Below are 18,002 nucleotides of genomic sequence, written 5' to 3'. Positions count from 1 at the left end.
TTAACCTTATTAGTACACAGAGTACACAGAGTACACAGAGTCCGAGAATGTATATCTGAATCATTCCGATGAAGAGAGGATTTGATTTTAATCTCGAAAACGCGCTGATTTCAACCTCGCAAATTTTTGCCAGCTTTGCCGAATTCTGGAGAAATTAAAGGCAGAAGTCATCAGCCTCTAGAAAAATTTTTTTCTTTCTGCTTTCTGCCTTCTGCCTTCTGCTTTCTGCCTTTAAAGGAGGCCCGCTGCTATTTAGTCGTAAAAACCGTTGTTCAACCTGTTGTCTCCTTCAATAAATATTGAATCGACATCAGTTACGGTGAATTTGTCCAGGTTAGCCTGCAGCACTTTTTTCTGAGCATCCGTCAAGCCTGAAATGTTGAGCACGTCCTCAACGTCTTCGTAAGGAGCATTCTTAATAATTAGTCCAGCTAAAGTAGGATACAACCCTCGAAATTCCCGAAAATCCCGGACGCCGCTGTTGTTCAAGTCAATTTTTTTGCCGTATTCTGTGGCAAGTTTGTCATCGGCGCGATTTGTTCTAGTCGGAACGTCAAGCACTATAAGCGAGGATGGTGGTAAGACGAGACGGCTCAATGTCGCCGCGCTCGCGCTTTGGTCTCCTGCCCATGCAAAGCAGCCCAGCACTAGGCCCAATACTGCCAATAGACGACCCAATCGTTTCATGAAGTTTTGTCTCCCAATTTCATGCAAAGCATTTATTATGTAGAGACTACCATTTTGCTTATGCAGTTTGTTAGATAAATCCCCAGCACCCGTAGAAACGTCAAAAAAGTTTACATTCATGTATTGACATTGCGGACTATATATGATATTAGTCGCAGGTGAGGCGATCGGTTAATTTTTGACGCTCCATCCAGTTTTTTACCTATTCAGAACTCTTTCCTTTGGTTTTGAGAAAAGCGTTCAAGTCAGAATAAGTACCGCCGTAAGTCACGCTGGGAGTTTCGTAACCTTTTAAAGCAACGGTGTGCTGCTCGAAAGCACCCTCGGCACCCAATTCGGTCAGGTATTTGTAGGTGGTTTCTCCGACGGCGATATCTTTGCCGAGTTGCTTGGTGCAAGATTCTAGGCGAAATGCTGCGTTGACGGTATCTCCCAAGGCGGTGTAGTCCGATCGATCGCTGCTGCCAGAATTTCCCACCATTGCATAACCGGTATTAATGCCAGCCCCTACTCGCAAAGGAAAAGGCAGGGGGTAACGGCTGCTGAGCTCGTCTGTTGCCTTGTGCAGTTGGCTCAAGGCTTGGCAAATCCGCATCATTTCCTCGGTGCTGACACCGCTTGGTTTGTGAAACCACACCGCCATGATCGCATCGCCGATGTATTTGTCTACCCAACTGCCGTGTTCGCGAATGATGTGTCCTGCTTTGCGGAACCAATTCCCGATGACTTCGGAGAGTAGGGTTTCGTCTAGCTGTCTAGTCAAAACTGTAAAATCTCGGATGTCCATTACCATGACGGTAATCAGGCTGCGGACGGTCAAAGTCGCCGTAAAATCTTCTGAGTCTGTCTCGTGTATGCGATCGATCCGGCGGCCGGAGGCTGGGTTGTAGAAATCCAGTTCAGTTTGACCGAAAATAATTCGATCGCCATTTCGGAGCGTCACAGGAATACTCACCCGCCGCCCGTTGACAAAGGAACCGTTGCGGCTTCCCAAGTCGATCAAGTAGAATTCTCCCGTCTCCATTTGCTGTAACATCGCGTGATTGCGAGAAATCCAGCGATCGGTCAATACAAAATTATTGTCATCATTCCGCCCTACTGTCCAGCAATTGCTGCCGGAGAGCGGCAAGTAGCGATTGCCGCTTTCTGTACGAAGTAACAAATGTGGATTGGCTTGCAAAGTCACCACAGCCCTAGAAACAACATCAATTCAACCGATTTGAGGTTTTCAACTTTCAATCTTAACTTTAGTACGTGGCTCATAAGTGAATACTCAGGACAGTTTTTGAGACAGAGGCCCAAATCCTCATTTTACCGTTAGCATTGGACTTCACTGAGAAGGATGAAACCCTCATTCTGCCGTTAGTGATTGAAAACTGTCCGAACTATTGATAACTCATGATTGCCAGTAAAAAACCTTAAATCGGCTGTTCTCAAAATTTAAAATTATTTAGTCCATCCTCGATGCACCGAACCCGTACAGGATTGCCTAACCACAATACGATCGCCAGCGAAGGTAGTTATGTTTCGATCTTAAGCGAAAGTGTCATATTTTTCACGCCAGAGATGTATCTCAGCAGTTAAATTTGCTGCTTTTTGCCAAAAAAAAACTGGCAGATGGCTCTGTACCTTAACCGAGAATTATTAAAACATCTTTTACCTGTAAGATTTGTTACTTGAGTTCTAATTTTGCCAGATCTCAACAGAGCCTGTTCCAGGCAGTGGCCGATCAGGGCTTGAAGTATCTGTCAACAATAGCATTTTAGATTTTAGATTCAATAAATTGGGTCAGTAACATGAGGTGCTCTCGTGGGCGAGCGCGAAGCGGAGGGATGGGGCATGGGGCGAGCGCGAAGCGGAGGGATGGGGATCCGTGGCCCGCGCAGGGCAGTGGGGATCCGTGGCCCGCGCAGGGATCCGTGGCCCGCGCAGGGCAGTGGGGATCCGTGGCCCGCGCAGGGCATCTTGCCCGAAGAAGTCGAAGGGTGGCCCGCGCAGGGCATACCTCACCAAGCTTGAGAACCGCTATATCGTGTCCGATCGATTACCATAGCAAAAATCGATCGGACACGATACGACTTACTGCATAATGGTTTCGGTCGCGAGGCTACAGTTGCATTTTTTTTGGGAACTGGTATAAATTACAAACACGAGAATTTTATGTTGTCAAAAAGAATTTTGCCTTGTTTGGATGTGAAAGCCGGCCGCGTGGTCAAAGGTGTCAATTTCGTCAACCTTAAGGATGCTGGCGATCCGGTGGAAATGGCTCAGGTATACAACGATGCGGGTGCTGACGAGTTGGTGTTTCTGGACATTACCGCAACTCACGAAGACCGGAACATTATGATTGATGTGGTATACCAAACTGCCGATCGAGTATTTATCCCTTTGACTGTCGGCGGCGGCATCCAATCCTTGGACACGATTAAAAGTTTGTTGAGGGCGGGCGCTGATAAGGTAAGCATTAATTCAGCAGCAGTGCGCGATCCGAGTTTGATTGACAAAGCGAGCGATCGATTCGGCAATCAGTGCATTGTAGTGGCGATCGACGCCCGCAAACGACAAGATGCCGATAATCCCGGTTGGGACGTGTACGTGCGCGGGGGGCGAGAAAATACCGGGAAAGATGCGATCGTCTGGGCCAAGGAAGCCGCACAGCGCGGTGCCGGCGAAATTCTGTTGACTAGCATGGACTCTGACGGAACTCAAGCGGGTTACGACTTGGGATTAACCCGCAGCATCGCCGAAGTTGTAGAAATTCCGGTGATTGCTTCCGGCGGCGCGGGTAACTGTCACCACATCTACGAAGCCGTGACAGAGGGCAAAGCAGAAGCCGCACTCCTGGCTTCCCTCCTACATTACGGGCAACTGAGCGTCGGAGAAATTAAGACTTATCTAGCACAACATCAAGTTCCCGTGCGGCTGCAGTAACTTCACGAGTTATATCAATTCCGGTTGCACCGTCAGGTGATTGTTGACTGTTGACTGTTGACTGTTGACTGTTAAGAGGGCCTGCACGCACCATCCACCGCCCCTACTGACTGTTGACTCGATTTTATGATTCCGATGCCACCGTCCACGATATTACGCATGGGACAAAAAACCCGGTTGCTCGATCGATCTCTGTCGAATAGCAGCCACGATTCTCAAAAACACCGGGTTTTTTGCCTTAGCGAGCAGAGCAGGCTCAGATGCTGCCACAGATACTCCCATCTCAAATCTCAATCGGACTTCAGGGATGTACCAGACTCATCTATCGGAAGACACAAAGCCAAAATATTCCCTGAGAAGGATTTCAAATCCCCGTTTTTTTGGCTAAATATTATATATTACCTCAATTTAAGAAAAAGGCACTGCTCAAGGCTGTTGCTTTGATCCAACTTGAGCTAAAGATTGTACAGAATTTGAACGAGCTTCAGCCTGTTAACAATCTCAGCGATGAAAATTTGTAAAAATGGAGAAAATTTGTATGTCTTTTATCAGCTTTAATCTTCCTGCCAAGCGTTTTGTTCGCAGTTTAATAGCTGTTTGTTTTTGTGCATTGATGTTTGTTTCCAATGCTTTCCCAGCTTTTGCTGTTACCAGCAGCCCCACAAAAGGTGAAGATCAACTTTTGGGGATTGAGAAAGAAGCTCAAAAAGCAGTTTTGAAAGATCCTATGTCTCTTGAAGAAACTCAAGACAAAGCTAACGAAGGGATTAATGAAGTTCAGGGAGATGCTGACAGAGATAAGATGAAAAATCCTTCTAACACAAGAGCTACATCTTTTGAGCAACAAGTCAAAAAAGCTGTGAGCAACATTAAAGACTAACTCCACAGTTATCAGCATCAAAAACTAGAGACATGGCGGGGCCGTGTCTTTCTAGTTTTTGATACTATTTAAATTTAGCTCGATCTCTAAGAGATGGTATCCGCTCGATTAACGGCACGCGCCAGCAGCTTCCTAGTGCGGAATGCGAGTCCGCAAATTGGAGCGTATGCCAGGACGCACTGCGAACCGGGCGATCGTTCGAGCGGAGCGGAATTTAGATAGAATAAAACAGTGGAAAAGACTTTGCACCTTTCGGCTTGACGAACACTCTTTGCTGCGGCTGTAACTGCAATTGGTCAAACTTTTCTCTGGTCAAATTAGCGTTTACTACTTGACCGTCATCTAAGGTTAATTCTACCTGAATTTCCCATCCCAAATGAATCAAGCGACTGATCCTTGCAGGCACTGTTGCACTATTTTCGGTAGTTTCAATTATCACGTCGTGAGGGCGCAAGAAAATCTCTGGGTTGGCTGAGTCAAAGCCGTTTTCTTGAAACATTCTCGAACTGCTGGGTAAGACATTGACGGGGCCGATAAAACTCATTACAAATGCACTAGCAGGATGGTCGTAAATTTCTGCGGGCGTGCCTACTTGTTCGATTTGACCTTTATTCATTACTGTAATGTGATCCGCAACTTCCATCGCTTCTTCTTGGTCGTGCGTCACAAAGACGGTGGTAACGTGCACTTCGTCGTGCAGTCGGCGCAACCAAGCGCGCAAATCTTTGCGGACTTTAGCATCAAGAGCTCCAAAAGGTTCGTCTAGTAGCAACACTTTCGGTTCCACAGCCAGAGCTCTCGCTAGGGCGACGCGCTGCCGCTGACCGCCTGAAAGTTGCGACGGGTATCTATCGCCCAATCCTGCTAATTGCACTAAATTCAACAATTCTTCTACTCGCGATTTGACTTTGGCGGGTGCAGTTTTCTGAATTTCCATCCCGAAAGCGATGTTTTTTCGCACTGTCATGTGCTTAAAAAGCGCGTAATGCTGAAACACAAACCCAATTTTGCGGTCTTGAACGCTGGTATTTGTGGCATCTTGGCCTGTCAGCCAGATTTTGCCGGAGTCGGGCATTTCTAAACCTGCAATCAGCCGCAGCAGGGTTGACTTGCCGGAACCAGACGGGCCTAGCAATGCGACTAGGGAACCTGATTCAATTTCTAAACTGACTTTATCGAGTGCTTGGAAACTGCCAAACTGTTTACTGACATTTTCTACGACGATACCCATAGGAAGTTCGGCAACGGATTAGTGTAATGGATTTTACGGATGGATGTTGAGCTGCGAGGTTCGAGGAAAAAGCGAAAAATGTTAATCCCCGGTTTATGGATAGGTTTATGTAAGATTTTATAGCACGATCGCGCATCAGTTACTTAATTTTATGGTCTTAGCTGCCTCTGGAAAGCCCAAAAATTCTCTAAAATGCACCTCCATCACAAAACAATATAATTCTTTGTCACCAAAGTTGGCGTTTGGTACTACAATGCAGCAAAAGTTCAAGCGTTTTTGACTTCAACGGCTGAGGGGATAAAGAAAAATGGGAGATGTTGGACGTGTGCCTGTAGGAATTATCGGCGCTTCAGGTTACGGCGGCGTGCAACTTGTGCGACTGCTGGCAGATCACCCAGCGGCGGAAGTAGTGTATTTGGGCGGGGATAGCAGTGCGGGAAAACCTTTTTCCAGCCTTTATCCGCATCTGACTAACTGCATAGACTTGACTGTTGAGGCGATCGACTTAGATCGAGTAGCGGAAAAATGTGAAGTTGTGTTTCTGTCGCTGCCTAACGGTTTAGCTTGCCAAATGGCACCGAAGCTGATCGAAAAAGGGTGCAAAGTCTTGGATTTATCGGCTGATTATAGATTTGAAAATCTAGAAACTTACAAAGCTTGGTACGGTGGCGAGCGATCGGACTCTGAACTCGCTGCTACCGCTGTTTACGGTTTGCCAGAATTATATCGCGATCGCATTAAAGACGCTCAATTAGTAGGCTGTGCCGGTTGCTACGTCACCGCTAGTTTATTAGCCCTGGCACCGTTGCTAAAACAAGGTCTAATCGTACCAGACACAGCAATTATCGACGCTAAATCAGGAACTTCGGGAGGAGGCCGCAAACCCGAAGTTAACTTCTTATTAGCAGAAGCTGACAATTCCATAGGCGCTTACGGAGTTGGCCGCCACCGCCACACGCCAGAAATTGAGCAAATTTGCAGCGATTTAGCCGGAAAAGACATCAAAGTCCAATTTACTCCACACCTGGTACCGATGGTGCGGGGAATTCTGGCAACTGTTTACGCAAATTTGCGCGATCCGGGATTGGTACGGGAAGATTTAATCACGATTTTCAACGCTTTTTACCGCAATTCTCCTTTAGTGAAAGTGTTGCCGGCTGGGGTTTATCCGCAGTCTAAATGGACTTGTGGCACGAATCTTTGTTACATTGGCGTGGAAGTCGATCCCCGCACTGACAGAGTAATTGTGATGTCGGCGATCGACAATTTAATTAAAGGTCAAGCCGGTCAAGGCATCCAGTGCATGAACTTGATGATGGGTTGGGAAGAAACTTTGGGTTTGCCTCAATTGGCTTTCTATCCGTGAACGAACCTGATGGTCTAACGGTACTCCGTTAGACCGCAGGCTTCTTTTTCCCTTTGTACAAGGGCTTTTTTGAGTGACGAAGTTCCCCCGCCACTTTCGTGATAATTTAGACCAATCCTTTTGATCAGCTTGGCTGAATTTTCATCTCTATCCAAAGATTCTCCACACTGACAAGAATGCCATCGATCTGACAATTCTTTCGGTACCTTGTTGAGACAATTCCAACAGTGCACAGAAGTTCCCTTGGGGTTGACAAACAAAATGCCTTTACCTAATTTCCAAGCAACATATTTGAGGACAGCAATTAATTGACCATGTGCAGCATCGAGCATTGATTTATTCAAGCCACTTTTAGCTGCTTGACCATTTGGCAAATAGACTAACTTGTTATCTTCAATATCAGTCTTGATTTTAGTACGTCTTGTCAACTTCTTGATACTCAAATCTTCAACCACCAAAGCATCACACTTGCTGAACAACTCATGTGCTATTTTGAATTGAAAATCAAGTCTCGTTCTAGCCACAAATTGGTGCAGCCTAGAAATCTTATTCTTGATAATCTGCCAAGGCTTGGAACCCTTGACTCTATCAGCTAGTTTCGATTGAAGTTTCGCTAACTTCTCAGCAGACTTCCTCAAGAATCTAGGATTTTCAATTCTTTCGCCATTGGAAAGGTAAACGTAATTAGTGATTCCCAAGTCAATGCCGAGAGTATTTTTGTCGGTCGGTTGAATTTCTACAACCGTTGCTGGAACTGTTTTATCTTCTAGCGTTAGGGAAATATACCACCCATCTGCTTCTCTGATAACTGTTCCAGTCTTAACCTTAAAACCTGGCGGTATTGAGCGATGGAAGGCTATCGGTACTCGACCTATTTTTCCAAGGTCAATACAAATCCTATTTTTCTCATCCTTGATGATATCGAGATTATCTAGTTGAGGGTATGTAAAAGATTTGTAGTAGTGAAGCCCCTTGAATTTGGGCTTACCTTTACGATGACCATTTTGATCGGGCGTTGTAAAATTTGAAAAGGAAGTTTCTACGCGATTCACTACATCCTGTAAAACTTGAGAATCCAAGAGCTTGTAGTCAGGAAAGAATTTTTTGGTGTTTTTCAAGTCAGCCAACTGTACAGTTTGCCACTGCACATAACCACCATCAATGTTTGAGAAAATATCCCCTTTTCTGGTCACGGGATTGCCTGCATCATCCTTTTTCCTACCGTCTCTAGTTTGTACTCTAGTCAGGGGAATATTTTTGTAAATCTCCTCAACTGGCACTATCGAAGCAATTAAAGGGCAAGCGTTGATGGGTGTTCTGGTAGATTCCCACCATCTAAACCTTTCACCCAATCGGTAGTTGTATTGTCTCCGACAGAGTTCTAGATGAGCCGCAATCGTTGTCTGTTGGGCTTTTGTGGGTTTAAGGCGGTATTTGTATGTGAGCTGCATCAGAAACTTCCTTTTTTCGACCTTTTTACAGTGTAGTTGGTGTAGTTACTGTCTCAACACTCTTGAGGTACATTGAGAATCAAGATGCTCCCGAAGTATAAAATTGTCGGGCTACGTCCGCGACGACCGACCCGCCTTTCATCCCCTCTAAATATACCGAGGGACTTCCCGGCTGTTAGTTAATTATTCATGGGAATTGGGCGGAGCGAAGCGGAGGGATGGGGCTTATGGCATGGGGCATTGGTTATAGCAATTGCCAATTACCCCATTCCCAATTACCCATTCCCAAATTTTATTTCGGCCCGTAACCGATCGCACCAGCATAGATCGCCCGATCGCCCAATTCGTCCTCAATCCGTAACAAACGGTTGTATTTAGCAACCCGTTCGCTGCGACACAAAGAACCAGTCTTGATTTGACCGGCGCGAGTCGCTACCGCTAAATCAGCAATGGTAGTATCCTCAGTTTCACCAGAACGGTGGCTGATGACCGATCGATAGCTGTTTCGTTTGCCGAGGTCGATCGTATCCAAAGTCTCCGTCAAAGAACCAATTTGATTCAGCTTAATCAAAATCGAATTGCTAGCCTTCAAATCAATTCCCTTTTGCAAGCGCGTGCGATTAGTCACAAACAAATCGTCACCCACCAACTGAACTTTACTACCCATTTTCTGAGTCAGCGCCACCCAACTGTCCCAATCGTCTTCATGCAAACCATCCTCAATGGAAACGATCGGATATTGACCAGCCAAACCATCCAAATAATCGATTAATTCCGCCGGCGAATGAGCCACACCGTCGTAAGTATACTGCCCATCTTTGTAAAACTCGCTAGCAGCAACATCCAAAGCCAAAGCAACTTGTTCCCCAGGCTTGTAACCAGCTTTTTCAATTGCCATCATCAACAAATCCAAAGCTTCCTGATTGGAACCCAAATTAGGAGCAAAACCGCCTTCATCCCCAACACCGGTCAGCAAATTTTTGTCTTTCAAGACATTAGCCAGACTAGCAAATATTTCTGCTCCCCAGCGCAAAGCTTCCTTAAAAGAAGGCGCTCCCACAGGTACAATCATAAACTCTTGAATGTCTACATTATTGTCCGCGTGGGAACCACCGTTGATCACGTTCATCAAAGGTACGGGTAAAACGTTCGCTAAAGTGCCACCCAAGTAGCGATAAAGGGGGAGTCCTAAAGTCTCGGCGGCAGCCTTTGCTGTGGCCAGGGAGACTCCGAGAATGGCATTGGCTCCGAGGTGGGATTTGTTGGGAGAACCGTCCAAGTCAATCATGGTTTGGTCTACCAGTGCTTGGTCGATCGCATCCAAATTAGCCAAAGCAGGGGCAATTTTGTGCTCGACGTTAGCAACAGCCTTCAAAACTCCTTTCCCGCCGTAACGGTTTTTGTCGCCGTCTCGCAATTCGTGGGCTTCAAAAGAGCCTGTAGATGCACCGCTGGGGACTTGGGCGAGCCCGACAACACCGTTAGCTAGATAAACTTCAGCTTCAATGGTGGGGCGGCCGCGGGAGTCGAGAATTTCTCTGGCTTGAATAGATTCGATCGCAGTGTCTTGCATATTAACGATTCCTGACTTAACTCAATGGTTGATGACAATTAGCATTCAGCAGGCTTTCGGTAACTGACTGCTAACGGGTAATAGAGTACGCGATCCCCACAATTATTAGCGCTCATTTCAAACTTTTTGCGGATTTGGGCGATCGCTTTGGTGTCAACAAGCAATATTTGTTGAAAAATTATCTTATACCATTTTTCTAAAGATGTGGTATGGATGAAGTCTTAGCCCCCCCGAACTCGCGGGGGGGTTGGGGGGGTAATGTCTAGCGCTACTTTATGAAAAATGATCTTAGATCATTTTGACAGTAATTTAATTTTTTTCACAGCAGATTCACGCAGAATAGTTAATTGCAACCGGGAGCATCTGTGCGCGAGCATCTGTAGCTGTCTGACGCGCGAGGGGAGCAAGCGCACGCGAGCGAGAGCAAACGCACAGTAAAAAAATACTTGTTGCAAAGCCCCAGATGCTCCCATTGAAACCTTTGTTAAGATCAGAATATCAACCAACTAAATCAAACAGGAAAAACCTCAAATGTTAGAAACAAATCCTGGAGAAGTTAGAGCATTAGCTGAAAACGCCGACCCCATAATTCCCGATCCCCCAAACATCAGATTACTAACAGGGCCTTTGCCAAATTCAGGTAGCGATCCCAATTTTTTTGACCTTACTCTCAATGACGATATCGTTCAATTAGCCAACGGAATTCTCCGCAACACTCCTGGAGGTTTGCGGGCCTTAGCCGGCGACGATTTTGTCCGAGGTTCTGGCGGTGCCGAACTGATGAACGGGAACAGCGGCAGCGATACTTTAATCGGAGGTTGTGGGAACGATACTATTCGCGGCGGTCAAGATTTTGACATCCTGTACGGAGAATGCGCTAACGATGTTCTGAGTGGAAATTTAGGCGATGACGTAGCTTACGGAGGTACGGGAAATGACTTTGTTCGAGGCGGTAAAGGCAGCGATAATTTAGTAGGTGAAACAGGCAATGATACTCTGATTGGTGATGCTGGAATCGATAGACTTTGGGGAGGAGAAGGTGCAGATTTATTTGTCCTCAGAAGAGAAGCTGAAACAACTTCGGGAGAAATTGGTTCAGATCAACCACGTCCTGCTGGCAATTTTCTGGGTCAAGTAGATGAAGTGCCGGCAGATTTTATTCTCGACTACAATCCTGCCCAAGGTGATGTGATTGGATTGGCGGGAGGATTGACACGAAATGACATTGTTTTGAGCGAAAGGTTTTTAACAATTGGTGATGCCAGAGATTATGACAGCAGCGGCCCTTTTCCTCCCGGACAGCCCCGAACTGCTGATTTTAGAGTGTTAAATACTAAGGCGACGGTGATTCGAGAAGCTAGTAGCGGCAATATTTTGGGTTTGGTGAAAGATGTGTCGCCTTCTCAACTTCAGTTTATCTCTGTATCCGACGGGGCGATCGTCCTTGGATAGGATTTGTGAAAAAAACCAGTTTCTTTTGTTTTGATCCGTAGCCCAGAAACCGGGTTTTTGCCAGAAGAATTCGTTACAATGCAGAAACCCCAAAAAACCCGGTTTCTTAGATTCGCGCGGGTGGCTAGAAACGGGTTTTTATGAAAAAAGTTCGTTATATCGTTTCCGGTTGCATCGGAATAATAAAATCGAGTCAACACTCAACAGCCAACAGCCAACAGCCAACAGCCAACAGTCAACAGTCAACAATCACCTGACGGTGCAACCGGAATTAATATTACAGGTGTAGAAACCCAAAAAAACTCAGTTTTTTGAATTAGATTCGTAGACCAATTTTCCGCTCAATCCAGCCAACATTAAAATTGCCAAAAATCCGCCACATCATATCCCATTTCGCCCAGCATTCGCCGCAGCAGAGGCAAACTCAACCCGATCACATTCGTGTGACAGCCCTCGATTTTTTCCACAAAAAATCCGCCTTTACCTTCCAGCGCAAAACAACCAGCACAGGCGAGGGGTTCTCCGGTAGCGACGTAGGCCACAATTTGGCGCGAGGTAACTTCGGCAAAATGAACTTTTGTAACTTGATAGCGAACGATCGATCGCTCGATTGTGCGATCGAAACTATCAAATCTCGTATCAATTAAAGCATGGCCTGTATAAAGTTCGCCAACTTTTCCGCACATTCTCTGCCAGCGCAAAATTGCTTCTTCGGCATCCTTCGGCTTGCCGTGAATTTCGCCATCAATGACCAAAATTGAATCGCATCCCAACACCAAACACGATTTGGGATTGGGGATTTGCGGGTGAGAATTAGCCAGCAAAAAGCTAGCTACAGCTTCAGCTTTTCCCTCTGCTAAAACTTGGACTAATTGAGTAGCGTCCCTCATTTGTATTTGCCCTTCATCAAAGTCGCTGGGGCAAATCACAGCTTGAATCCCAGCGCTATTTAGTAGGCTGCGGCGCGCTGGGGAAGCTGAAGCCAATACAAAAGTTGGAATTTTCATAATTTAAGAAGGAAGAAGGAAGAGGGAAGAGGGAAGAAGGAAGAAGGAAGAGGTAAGAAGGCAGAAAAATAAACTAAGGAATGAAAATTTAATAATTTAAGCGATTTCTCGTTACTTTCGCTCTGCCTGGTAATGCTTCTGGGGTTCCGAAGAGCCTCCTTTTTTCTCGCAACTTACAGGATAGAGGGCTGTAGGAGGGCTTAAGTTATTAAGTTTTCGATCTTAAACTATTCCCCATCCCTCCGCTTCGCGCTCGCCCAATTCCCAATTTCCTAATAAACAGAGAAAGATTTAACGACTTTCTCAAAAGCTTCTTTTACCTTCGGCCAGCGTTCTTCGGTAGTGGAAACGTTAAGGGTAAAAAGTTTGCCGCGGCTGACGGCTACGCTGGCTAAGTTGTGCCGTTCTTGGTTTGGGAGTTTGACGGCGTATTCTAAAATGTAATAGCTTTTCGATCGCGATTCGCGAGCTTCTGCACTGATTAATTCAGCTTCGCGGCCAGAATCTGTCGAGACGAGGGAATTTTTGCTAAGCTTGTATCCCACTTCCGTCGGCGTTCCCAAATCCGCCAAAGTTTTTCCGCCCGCGACTGGACTGATTACCACGCTGACATTCTCGGTTTGCTGGATCAAATCGCGGAACACCACATCGGGCCCATTAGAAACTGCGATCGGCAGCCAGCCATTAGGATAGAGAAATTGATAGCCGTCGCCAGTATCAATGTGGCTTTTGAGTCCGGTCACTTGAGACACACAACCGGTCAAGGTGAGGCTTAGAACCACCAGAAGTAGGGCCACAATTCGTTTGAGCATTATTTTTACGCGAGTAGGGTAACACTAAAATATTTAATTTTAATTATCTCACCAAACCTAGCCCCTAAAAATAGTTAAGCTATGGATTGCCATTTGTGCATCGCTGGCAAGCCATAGCCGTCAAGTTTAATTTTTAACAAAATCATTACAGGTTGGTTAGCCAGCTAATCAGTCCGTGCTTGGTCGAAACTTCTAAAGCCAAGAGAGAAACAAAGCCAATCATGGCAAGGCGGCCGTTTAAACGTTCTGCGTAGGGGGTAAAGCCTGTGCGGGGTTCGTCATCGATGTATACTGTCGGCTCGATCGCAAAATTGTTCATTTTACCTTGGTCGTCCAGCATTAAGCCTTTGTTAGTCATGTCTGTTTCCTAAATTGTTTTTCATGTACTGTAACTAAATGTAACAGACTTATGAAGAAATGTAAAGGATTGCGTAATTTTTTTTTTCAAATACCCTATTTTGACCTGAGTTTCCACCAAAAATCCCACAGTAGACAAGCTCTTAACCCTTATATAATCAATTATTCGCATATTCGCAATTTTCAAATCTCACATCCTCTGAGAGTAGACTCTGAACCCAAGAGGGGGGAGGATAGAGTTGAGACGTGCAGAAGTCGATGGTGTGTAGCAAATCCGGTCTGGGTTTGACGAAAATTGTGGAACGGAGGAAAAGTTTATGCGGGCCAGTCTGGAAATGCGGTGGTTTTATAACGGTGCGTTGCCAAAATCGATCGGGCAATGGTTTGGAAGCGATAGTCTCGGAGGGTATCTGTCGCCTCCAGAAGAGCGCGAAGACATATATTTGCTAGTACCCGGTTGCGACTACTTGGGAGTCAAGCTGCGCGGGAAAACCCTAGAAGTAAAGTGGCGCCAGGGAGAGTTAGGGGCGATGCAGTTCGGCAACCGCTGGGAAGGCAAGGCCGAGAAGTGGCTCAAGTGGGTTTGTGCCGACACGATGGCACCGGTATCGGCGGATATTCTGGCGACAGGAAAGTGGATGGGAGTCAAGAAAAAGCGAGCGCTGCGTCTTTACCAAGTTTCAGCCCCCGGTTCCTTAATATCTGTACCAGTAGAAGCCCCAGTTCCCCAAGGTTGCAGCGTCGAAGTTACTCAATTGAACATTAACGGCAATCCCTCTTGGACTTTGGGATTTGAAGCATTTGGCAGCGAAAGTTGTCTGACAGAAAACCTGCAAACAGTAGCTAATTGGACTACCAAGACCTATCAGGCTCAAAAGTTGAAAGCAGAGGATTCTTCCGGTTATCCGCATTGGCTGGATTTTCAAGGCGGCTGAGCTTGATGTTTGGGATATGTCTGCATTTGTTCAAACAATCCCTAGGGCGGGCGTTCAGAACCCGCCCTCAAGAATATAGCCTTTCTCAAAAATGTAAAAAATCAGTCGATTTGAGATTGTAGATTGTAGATTTTAGATAGCTCGTTACCAGGCACAGCCTGGTAATGCAGATGCAGAGGCTGTGCATCTCTTGAACCTTGGACTTTGAGAGAGAAGGCTGGCATTGAGTCAGGGAATCGATAGAGAAACCGCAGATTCAAGGTCGATAATTAGGACTGCGATCGCGTCCGATCGATTACCATCACAAAAACGGTTTGTAGCGCGGACGACCTCTTAAACCAAGGACTCCAGAACGCACCTTTCCCAGAAACCAGATTTTTTTACCAAAATCCTTGACTGCAATCCGCCGAAAAAATAAAAAACCCGATTGCTTTATCGGAAGTGCGTCCAGAACTGTTCGGGATAGTTTCTGTTGGGAGTACAATGGAAGTTTAAGGCAAGTTAAATCCAATACAGCTTATTTAATTTTTCCCTACTTTGTCAGCAGTTCTTAAGATTTGACAAGCTAAAATTGCCGCACCAAACCCGTTATCAATATTAACCACACCTACACCGGCCGCACAAGAATTGAGCATAGTTAAAAGAGGAGCAATCCCCCCAAAACTCGCGCCGTAACCCACACTTGTCGGCACCGCAATCACCGGACAATCCGCCAAACCCGCAACTACACTCGGCAAAGCACCTTCCATACCAGCAACCGTAATCAACACATCAGCATCATCAATCACGTGCCGATTATTCAACAAGCGGTGAATTCCAGCAACTCCCACGTCCCACAAACGCCGCACCTCAAAACCGCAAAGTTCCGCCGTCACAGCCGCCTCTTCCGCCACAGGCAAATCCGCCGTTCCCGCACTGATAATAGTCACAGTACCCGGATGCTGGCGAGTTGGGGAATCAGCAGAAATTGCACAAATTCGAGCCTTTTGGTAGTAGCACAAATCGGGTATTTTTTGTTGCAATCGCTCGAAAACTTCCGGTTCAATTCGCGTCGCCATCACCACAGGATTTCGCCCGCGCATCGCCTCGACAATCTCAACAATTTGGTCTGGCGTTTTCCCTAGGCCAAAGATGACTTCAGGAAAACCAGTTCTTAAGGTGCGGTGATGGTCAATTTTGGCAAAATCGCCTACTTGTTGAAAGTCAAAATGCTTTAATTTATCCAAAGCTGCGGTGGGACTTACATCGCCCGCCGCCACAGATTCGAGCAATTTTTGTAAAATTTCAGGCTGCATAAATATTAGTCAGTTGTCAGTTGTCAGTTTTCAGTTTTCAGTTGTCAGTTTTCAGTTATCAGTTGTCAGTTTTCAGTTATCAGTTGTCAGTTGTCAGTTTTCAGTTGTCAATTGTTAGTTATCAGTTTTCAGTTATCAGTTTTCAGTTGTCAATTGTTAGTTGTCAGTTATCAGTTATCAGTTGTTAGTAACCAATAACCAATAACAACTAACCAATAACAACTAACCAATAACAACTAACAACTAACTATTCTGCCATTTTCAGCTCGTACAAATTCCAGAAAGCACCGCCGAGGGCGCTATAGCGAATTCCCGAAATGCGATCGCGCACCGCCTCAAAAGTCAGCGGATTGACCATATAAATAAAAGGCACTTGTTCCGCTATAATCTCCTGCGCCTCCCCATAAAGCTCCTTGCGCTTCGCCTCATCAAGCTCTTGGGAAGCCTTCACATAAAGGTCATCGATTTTTTGCTCCCATTGGTACACTTTCCAACCATTAATCGGCGGTTCTCCAGCTTGCGGGCCCTGGTTGAAACTGTGCAAAGTCCCATTAACAGACCAAATATTGTAGCCGCTGTGCGGTTCAGTACCTCCCGTAAAACCGCCGAGGTAAGTATCCCAATTCCGCGTCAGGCGCAGCTTTTCCACGTAAGTATTAAAACTCAGGAACTGCGTGTCAATTTGCATCCCCAATTTACCCAAATCTTGCTTAATTTGCGTTGCCATTTGTTCCCGAACTTTTTTCCCCGCCGCTATTAACAAAGTAAATCGAACCTTGTTGCCCTCAGCATCCAACAAATCGCCGTTACTATTATATTTAAAACCAGCATTCAACAGCAACTCTTTCGATTTTTGCGGATCGTAATCGTAAGTTTTTAATCCCTGTTCTGGAGACAAGTAAAAGGGACTTTGTGCCGGAATTGGGGAATACAGGGGCGCGCCAAGTCCGCGATAGATATTGTTAGTCATGGCGGATCGGTCTATACCGTAGGCTACGGCCTGCCGAAATTCCTGATTGGTAAACCAGCGAGACTTAACCGGGTCTACAAACGGCTGATTTTGAGCATTGCGCCCCTGATTCAGATTGAAGGTCATAAACACACTACCAGTGTCCGGGCCGCCGTTGAAAACCGTATATTTGCCGCGTTTTTCCTCTCGTTTCAACAGGGGGAACACCTCCGGCTGCACGTCCAGAGTATCCAAATCGCCCGATCGAAAATTCAACAGTTGATTGTCAGTATTTTCAATGATTTGCCAAACAATTTGCTGGATGTAGGGCTGAGCATTTCCCTCAGCATCTTTGCGCCAAAAATACGGATTTCGTTCCAAAACCACGCGCTGATTGGGAGTATAGCTTAGCATTCGGTACTGACCGTTACCGACAATTTTTTTCGGATCGGTATCTGTACCCCAAGTAGACAGGAATTGGGAGTTGCCACCTGCATCGGTATTGCTGACAGCTTCCTGTAAAATATGAGCTGGTAAAATTGGGATTCCTCCAGCATATCTAATAAAAGGAGCAAAGGGTTCTGCAACGGAAAATTCTACGCGGCGGCTGTCAATTTTTTTGAGTTTGGGGAATTGGCGACTCATGCCAACTCTCAGAGTATCTTTTAAGCCGCTAGGGATTTTGTCATTGAAATAAATCTTTTCATAGCTGAAAATAATGTCATCTGTTGTCATGGGTTCGCCGTCAGACCATTTCAATCCCTCTCGCAGGGTGAAGACAATCTTTTTGCCGTCTTTAGATACTTTCCAGGACTCTGCTAAACCTGGTTCTAGCTGAGATGTCAAGCCGTTTTCGTTAATCAATCCCTCGTACATATAGCCAAAAACGCTATATGCAGACTGATTTAGCGGGTAGTTGAAGGTAGACGGGCCGCTGGGGGTGGGAACTACGAGTCTGTTGGTTAATTGCGATCGGGCGGGACGACAAGCAGACAGACTGATAGTGGCAATTAGAGCTAGCAAAACAGCCAACCAGCGGCGCTTTGAATGTAAAATAGTGAAATTTTTCATAATAA

15 protein-coding genes are annotated in these 18,002 nt (G+C 45.9%); 5 read left to right on the top strand and 10 right to left on the bottom strand.

Translation table 11 applies throughout. The annotated features are described in order from the left end of the window. Positions 1–252: 252 nt before the first annotated feature. Positions 253–687, bottom strand: coding sequence for a photosystem II complex extrinsic protein PsbU (psbU, locus tag AACV78_RS24610; protein WP_194008179.1), 435 nt, complete (start codon positions 685–687; stop codon positions 253–255). Positions 688–889: 202 nt separating this feature from the next. Then, complete coding sequence (locus tag AACV78_RS24605; RefSeq protein ID WP_194008151.1) at positions 890–1,876, bottom strand: adenylate/guanylate cyclase domain-containing protein; 987 nt, start codon at positions 1,874–1,876, stop codon at positions 890–892. A 971-nt stretch (positions 1,877–2,847) separates the two neighbouring features. Between AACV78_RS24605 and hisF the strand changes: the two genes are divergently transcribed. Further along, positions 2,848–3,618, top strand: coding sequence for an imidazole glycerol phosphate synthase subunit HisF (gene hisF / locus AACV78_RS24600; RefSeq protein WP_194008152.1), 771 nt, complete (start codon positions 2,848–2,850; stop codon positions 3,616–3,618). 538 nt (positions 3,619–4,156) lie between these two features. Beyond that, on the top strand, positions 4,157–4,498 hold the full coding sequence (locus AACV78_RS24595) for a low temperature-induced protein (protein ID WP_194008153.1): 342 nt from the start codon (positions 4,157–4,159) through the stop codon (positions 4,496–4,498). Positions 4,499–4,712: 214 nt separating this feature from the next. On the opposite strand, the gene AACV78_RS24590 is transcribed toward AACV78_RS24595, so the two are convergent. After that, positions 4,713–5,729, bottom strand: coding sequence for a sulfate/molybdate ABC transporter ATP-binding protein (locus tag AACV78_RS24590; protein WP_194008154.1), 1,017 nt, complete (start codon positions 5,727–5,729; stop codon positions 4,713–4,715). A gap of 307 nt (positions 5,730–6,036) precedes the next feature. On the opposite strand from AACV78_RS24590, the gene argC reads away from it, so the two are divergent. Continuing rightward, positions 6,037–7,095 carry an N-acetyl-gamma-glutamyl-phosphate reductase gene (gene argC, locus AACV78_RS24585; RefSeq protein WP_194008155.1) on the top strand — a complete coding sequence of 353 codons (1,059 nt, stop codon included), beginning with the start codon at positions 6,037–6,039 and terminating at the stop codon, positions 7,093–7,095. Between the two features lie 14 nt (positions 7,096–7,109). Here the strand turns inward: argC and AACV78_RS24580 are convergent, their stop codons facing one another. Both AACV78_RS24580 and eno read right to left on the bottom strand, forming a co-directional pair. Next, entirely contained in the window at positions 7,110–8,546 is a 1,437-nt protein-coding gene (locus tag AACV78_RS24580; RefSeq protein WP_194008156.1) for an RNA-guided endonuclease InsQ/TnpB family protein, read from the bottom strand. A 292-nt stretch (positions 8,547–8,838) separates the two neighbouring features. Further along, complete coding sequence (eno, locus tag AACV78_RS24575; RefSeq protein ID WP_194008157.1) at positions 8,839–10,119, bottom strand: phosphopyruvate hydratase; 1,281 nt, start codon at positions 10,117–10,119, stop codon at positions 8,839–8,841. A 531-nt stretch (positions 10,120–10,650) separates the two neighbouring features. Here eno and AACV78_RS24570 point away from each other — a divergent pair. Continuing rightward, positions 10,651–11,571, top strand: a complete 921-nt coding sequence (locus AACV78_RS24570; RefSeq protein ID WP_194008158.1) for a calcium-binding protein — start codon at positions 10,651–10,653, stop codon at positions 11,569–11,571. A gap of 356 nt (positions 11,572–11,927) precedes the next feature. On the opposite strand, the gene AACV78_RS24565 is transcribed toward AACV78_RS24570, so the two are convergent. The 3 genes from AACV78_RS24565 to AACV78_RS24555 all read right to left on the bottom strand — a co-directional run bounded on the left by AACV78_RS24565 (position 11,928) and on the right by AACV78_RS24555 (position 13,748). Further along, positions 11,928–12,578 (bottom strand): nucleoside triphosphate pyrophosphatase, encoded by a 651-nt coding sequence (locus AACV78_RS24565; protein WP_194008159.1) that lies wholly within the window; start codon positions 12,576–12,578, stop codon positions 11,928–11,930. 272 nt (positions 12,579–12,850) lie between these two features. Next, entirely contained in the window at positions 12,851–13,390 is a 540-nt protein-coding gene (psbP, locus tag AACV78_RS24560; RefSeq protein ID WP_194008160.1) for a photosystem II reaction center PsbP, read from the bottom strand. Between the two features lie 145 nt (positions 13,391–13,535). Further along, a complete protein-coding gene (locus AACV78_RS24555; protein ID WP_194008161.1) occupies positions 13,536–13,748 on the bottom strand; it encodes a chlorophyll a/b-binding protein in 213 nt (70 codons plus the stop codon). Positions 13,749–14,064: 316 nt separating this feature from the next. Here AACV78_RS24555 and AACV78_RS24550 point away from each other — a divergent pair, with 316 nt between their 5' ends. Then, positions 14,065–14,682 (top strand): hypothetical protein, encoded by a 618-nt coding sequence (locus AACV78_RS24550; protein WP_194008162.1) that lies wholly within the window; start codon positions 14,065–14,067, stop codon positions 14,680–14,682. 521 nt (positions 14,683–15,203) lie between these two features. On the opposite strand, the gene larB is transcribed toward AACV78_RS24550, so the two are convergent. Next, a complete protein-coding gene (gene larB / locus AACV78_RS24545; RefSeq protein WP_194008163.1) occupies positions 15,204–15,977 on the bottom strand; it encodes a nickel pincer cofactor biosynthesis protein LarB in 774 nt (257 codons plus the stop codon). Positions 15,978–16,224: 247 nt separating this feature from the next. Further along, entirely contained in the window at positions 16,225–17,997 is a 1,773-nt protein-coding gene (locus AACV78_RS24540; protein ID WP_194008164.1) for an ABC transporter substrate-binding protein, read from the bottom strand. Positions 17,998–18,002: the final 5 nt, after the last annotated feature.

The sequence above is a fragment of the Tychonema sp. LEGE 07196 genome, assembly GCF_963890365.1.
Lineage (GTDB): Bacteria > Cyanobacteriota > Cyanobacteriia > Cyanobacteriales > Microcoleaceae > Microcoleus.
This window is presented reverse-complemented; position numbering and strand designations above follow the sequence as displayed.

Excerpts from the sequence above, each read along its gene's own strand:
- psbU (WP_194008179.1), bottom strand. The coding sequence starts at position 687 with ATGAAACGATTGGGTCGTCTATTGGCAGTATTGGGCCTAGTGCTGGGC.
- hisF (WP_194008152.1), top strand. The coding sequence starts at position 2,848 with ATGTTGTCAAAAAGAATTTTGCCTTGTTTGGATGTGAAAGCCGGCCGC.
- AACV78_RS24595 (WP_194008153.1), top strand. The coding sequence starts at position 4,157 with ATGTCTTTTATCAGCTTTAATCTTCCTGCCAAGCGTTTTGTTCGCAGT.
- AACV78_RS24590 (WP_194008154.1), bottom strand. The coding sequence starts at position 5,729 with ATGGGTATCGTCGTAGAAAATGTCAGTAAACAGTTTGGCAGTTTCCAA.
- argC (WP_194008155.1), top strand. The coding sequence starts at position 6,037 with ATGGGAGATGTTGGACGTGTGCCTGTAGGAATTATCGGCGCTTCAGGT.
- AACV78_RS24580 (WP_194008156.1), bottom strand. The coding sequence starts at position 8,546 with ATGCAGCTCACATACAAATACCGCCTTAAACCCACAAAAGCCCAACAG.
- eno (WP_194008157.1), bottom strand. The coding sequence starts at position 10,119 with ATGCAAGACACTGCGATCGAATCTATTCAAGCCAGAGAAATTCTCGAC.
- AACV78_RS24570 (WP_194008158.1), top strand. The coding sequence starts at position 10,651 with ATGTTAGAAACAAATCCTGGAGAAGTTAGAGCATTAGCTGAAAACGCC.
- AACV78_RS24565 (WP_194008159.1), bottom strand. The coding sequence starts at position 12,578 with ATGAAAATTCCAACTTTTGTATTGGCTTCAGCTTCCCCAGCGCGCCGC.
- psbP (WP_194008160.1), bottom strand. The coding sequence starts at position 13,390 with ATGCTCAAACGAATTGTGGCCCTACTTCTGGTGGTTCTAAGCCTCACC.
- AACV78_RS24555 (WP_194008161.1), bottom strand. The coding sequence starts at position 13,748 with ATGACTAACAAAGGCTTAATGCTGGACGACCAAGGTAAAATGAACAAT.
- AACV78_RS24550 (WP_194008162.1), top strand. The coding sequence starts at position 14,065 with ATGCGGGCCAGTCTGGAAATGCGGTGGTTTTATAACGGTGCGTTGCCA.
- larB (WP_194008163.1), bottom strand. The coding sequence starts at position 15,977 with ATGCAGCCTGAAATTTTACAAAAATTGCTCGAATCTGTGGCGGCGGGC.
- AACV78_RS24540 (WP_194008164.1), bottom strand. The coding sequence starts at position 17,997 with ATGAAAAATTTCACTATTTTACATTCAAAGCGCCGCTGGTTGGCTGTT.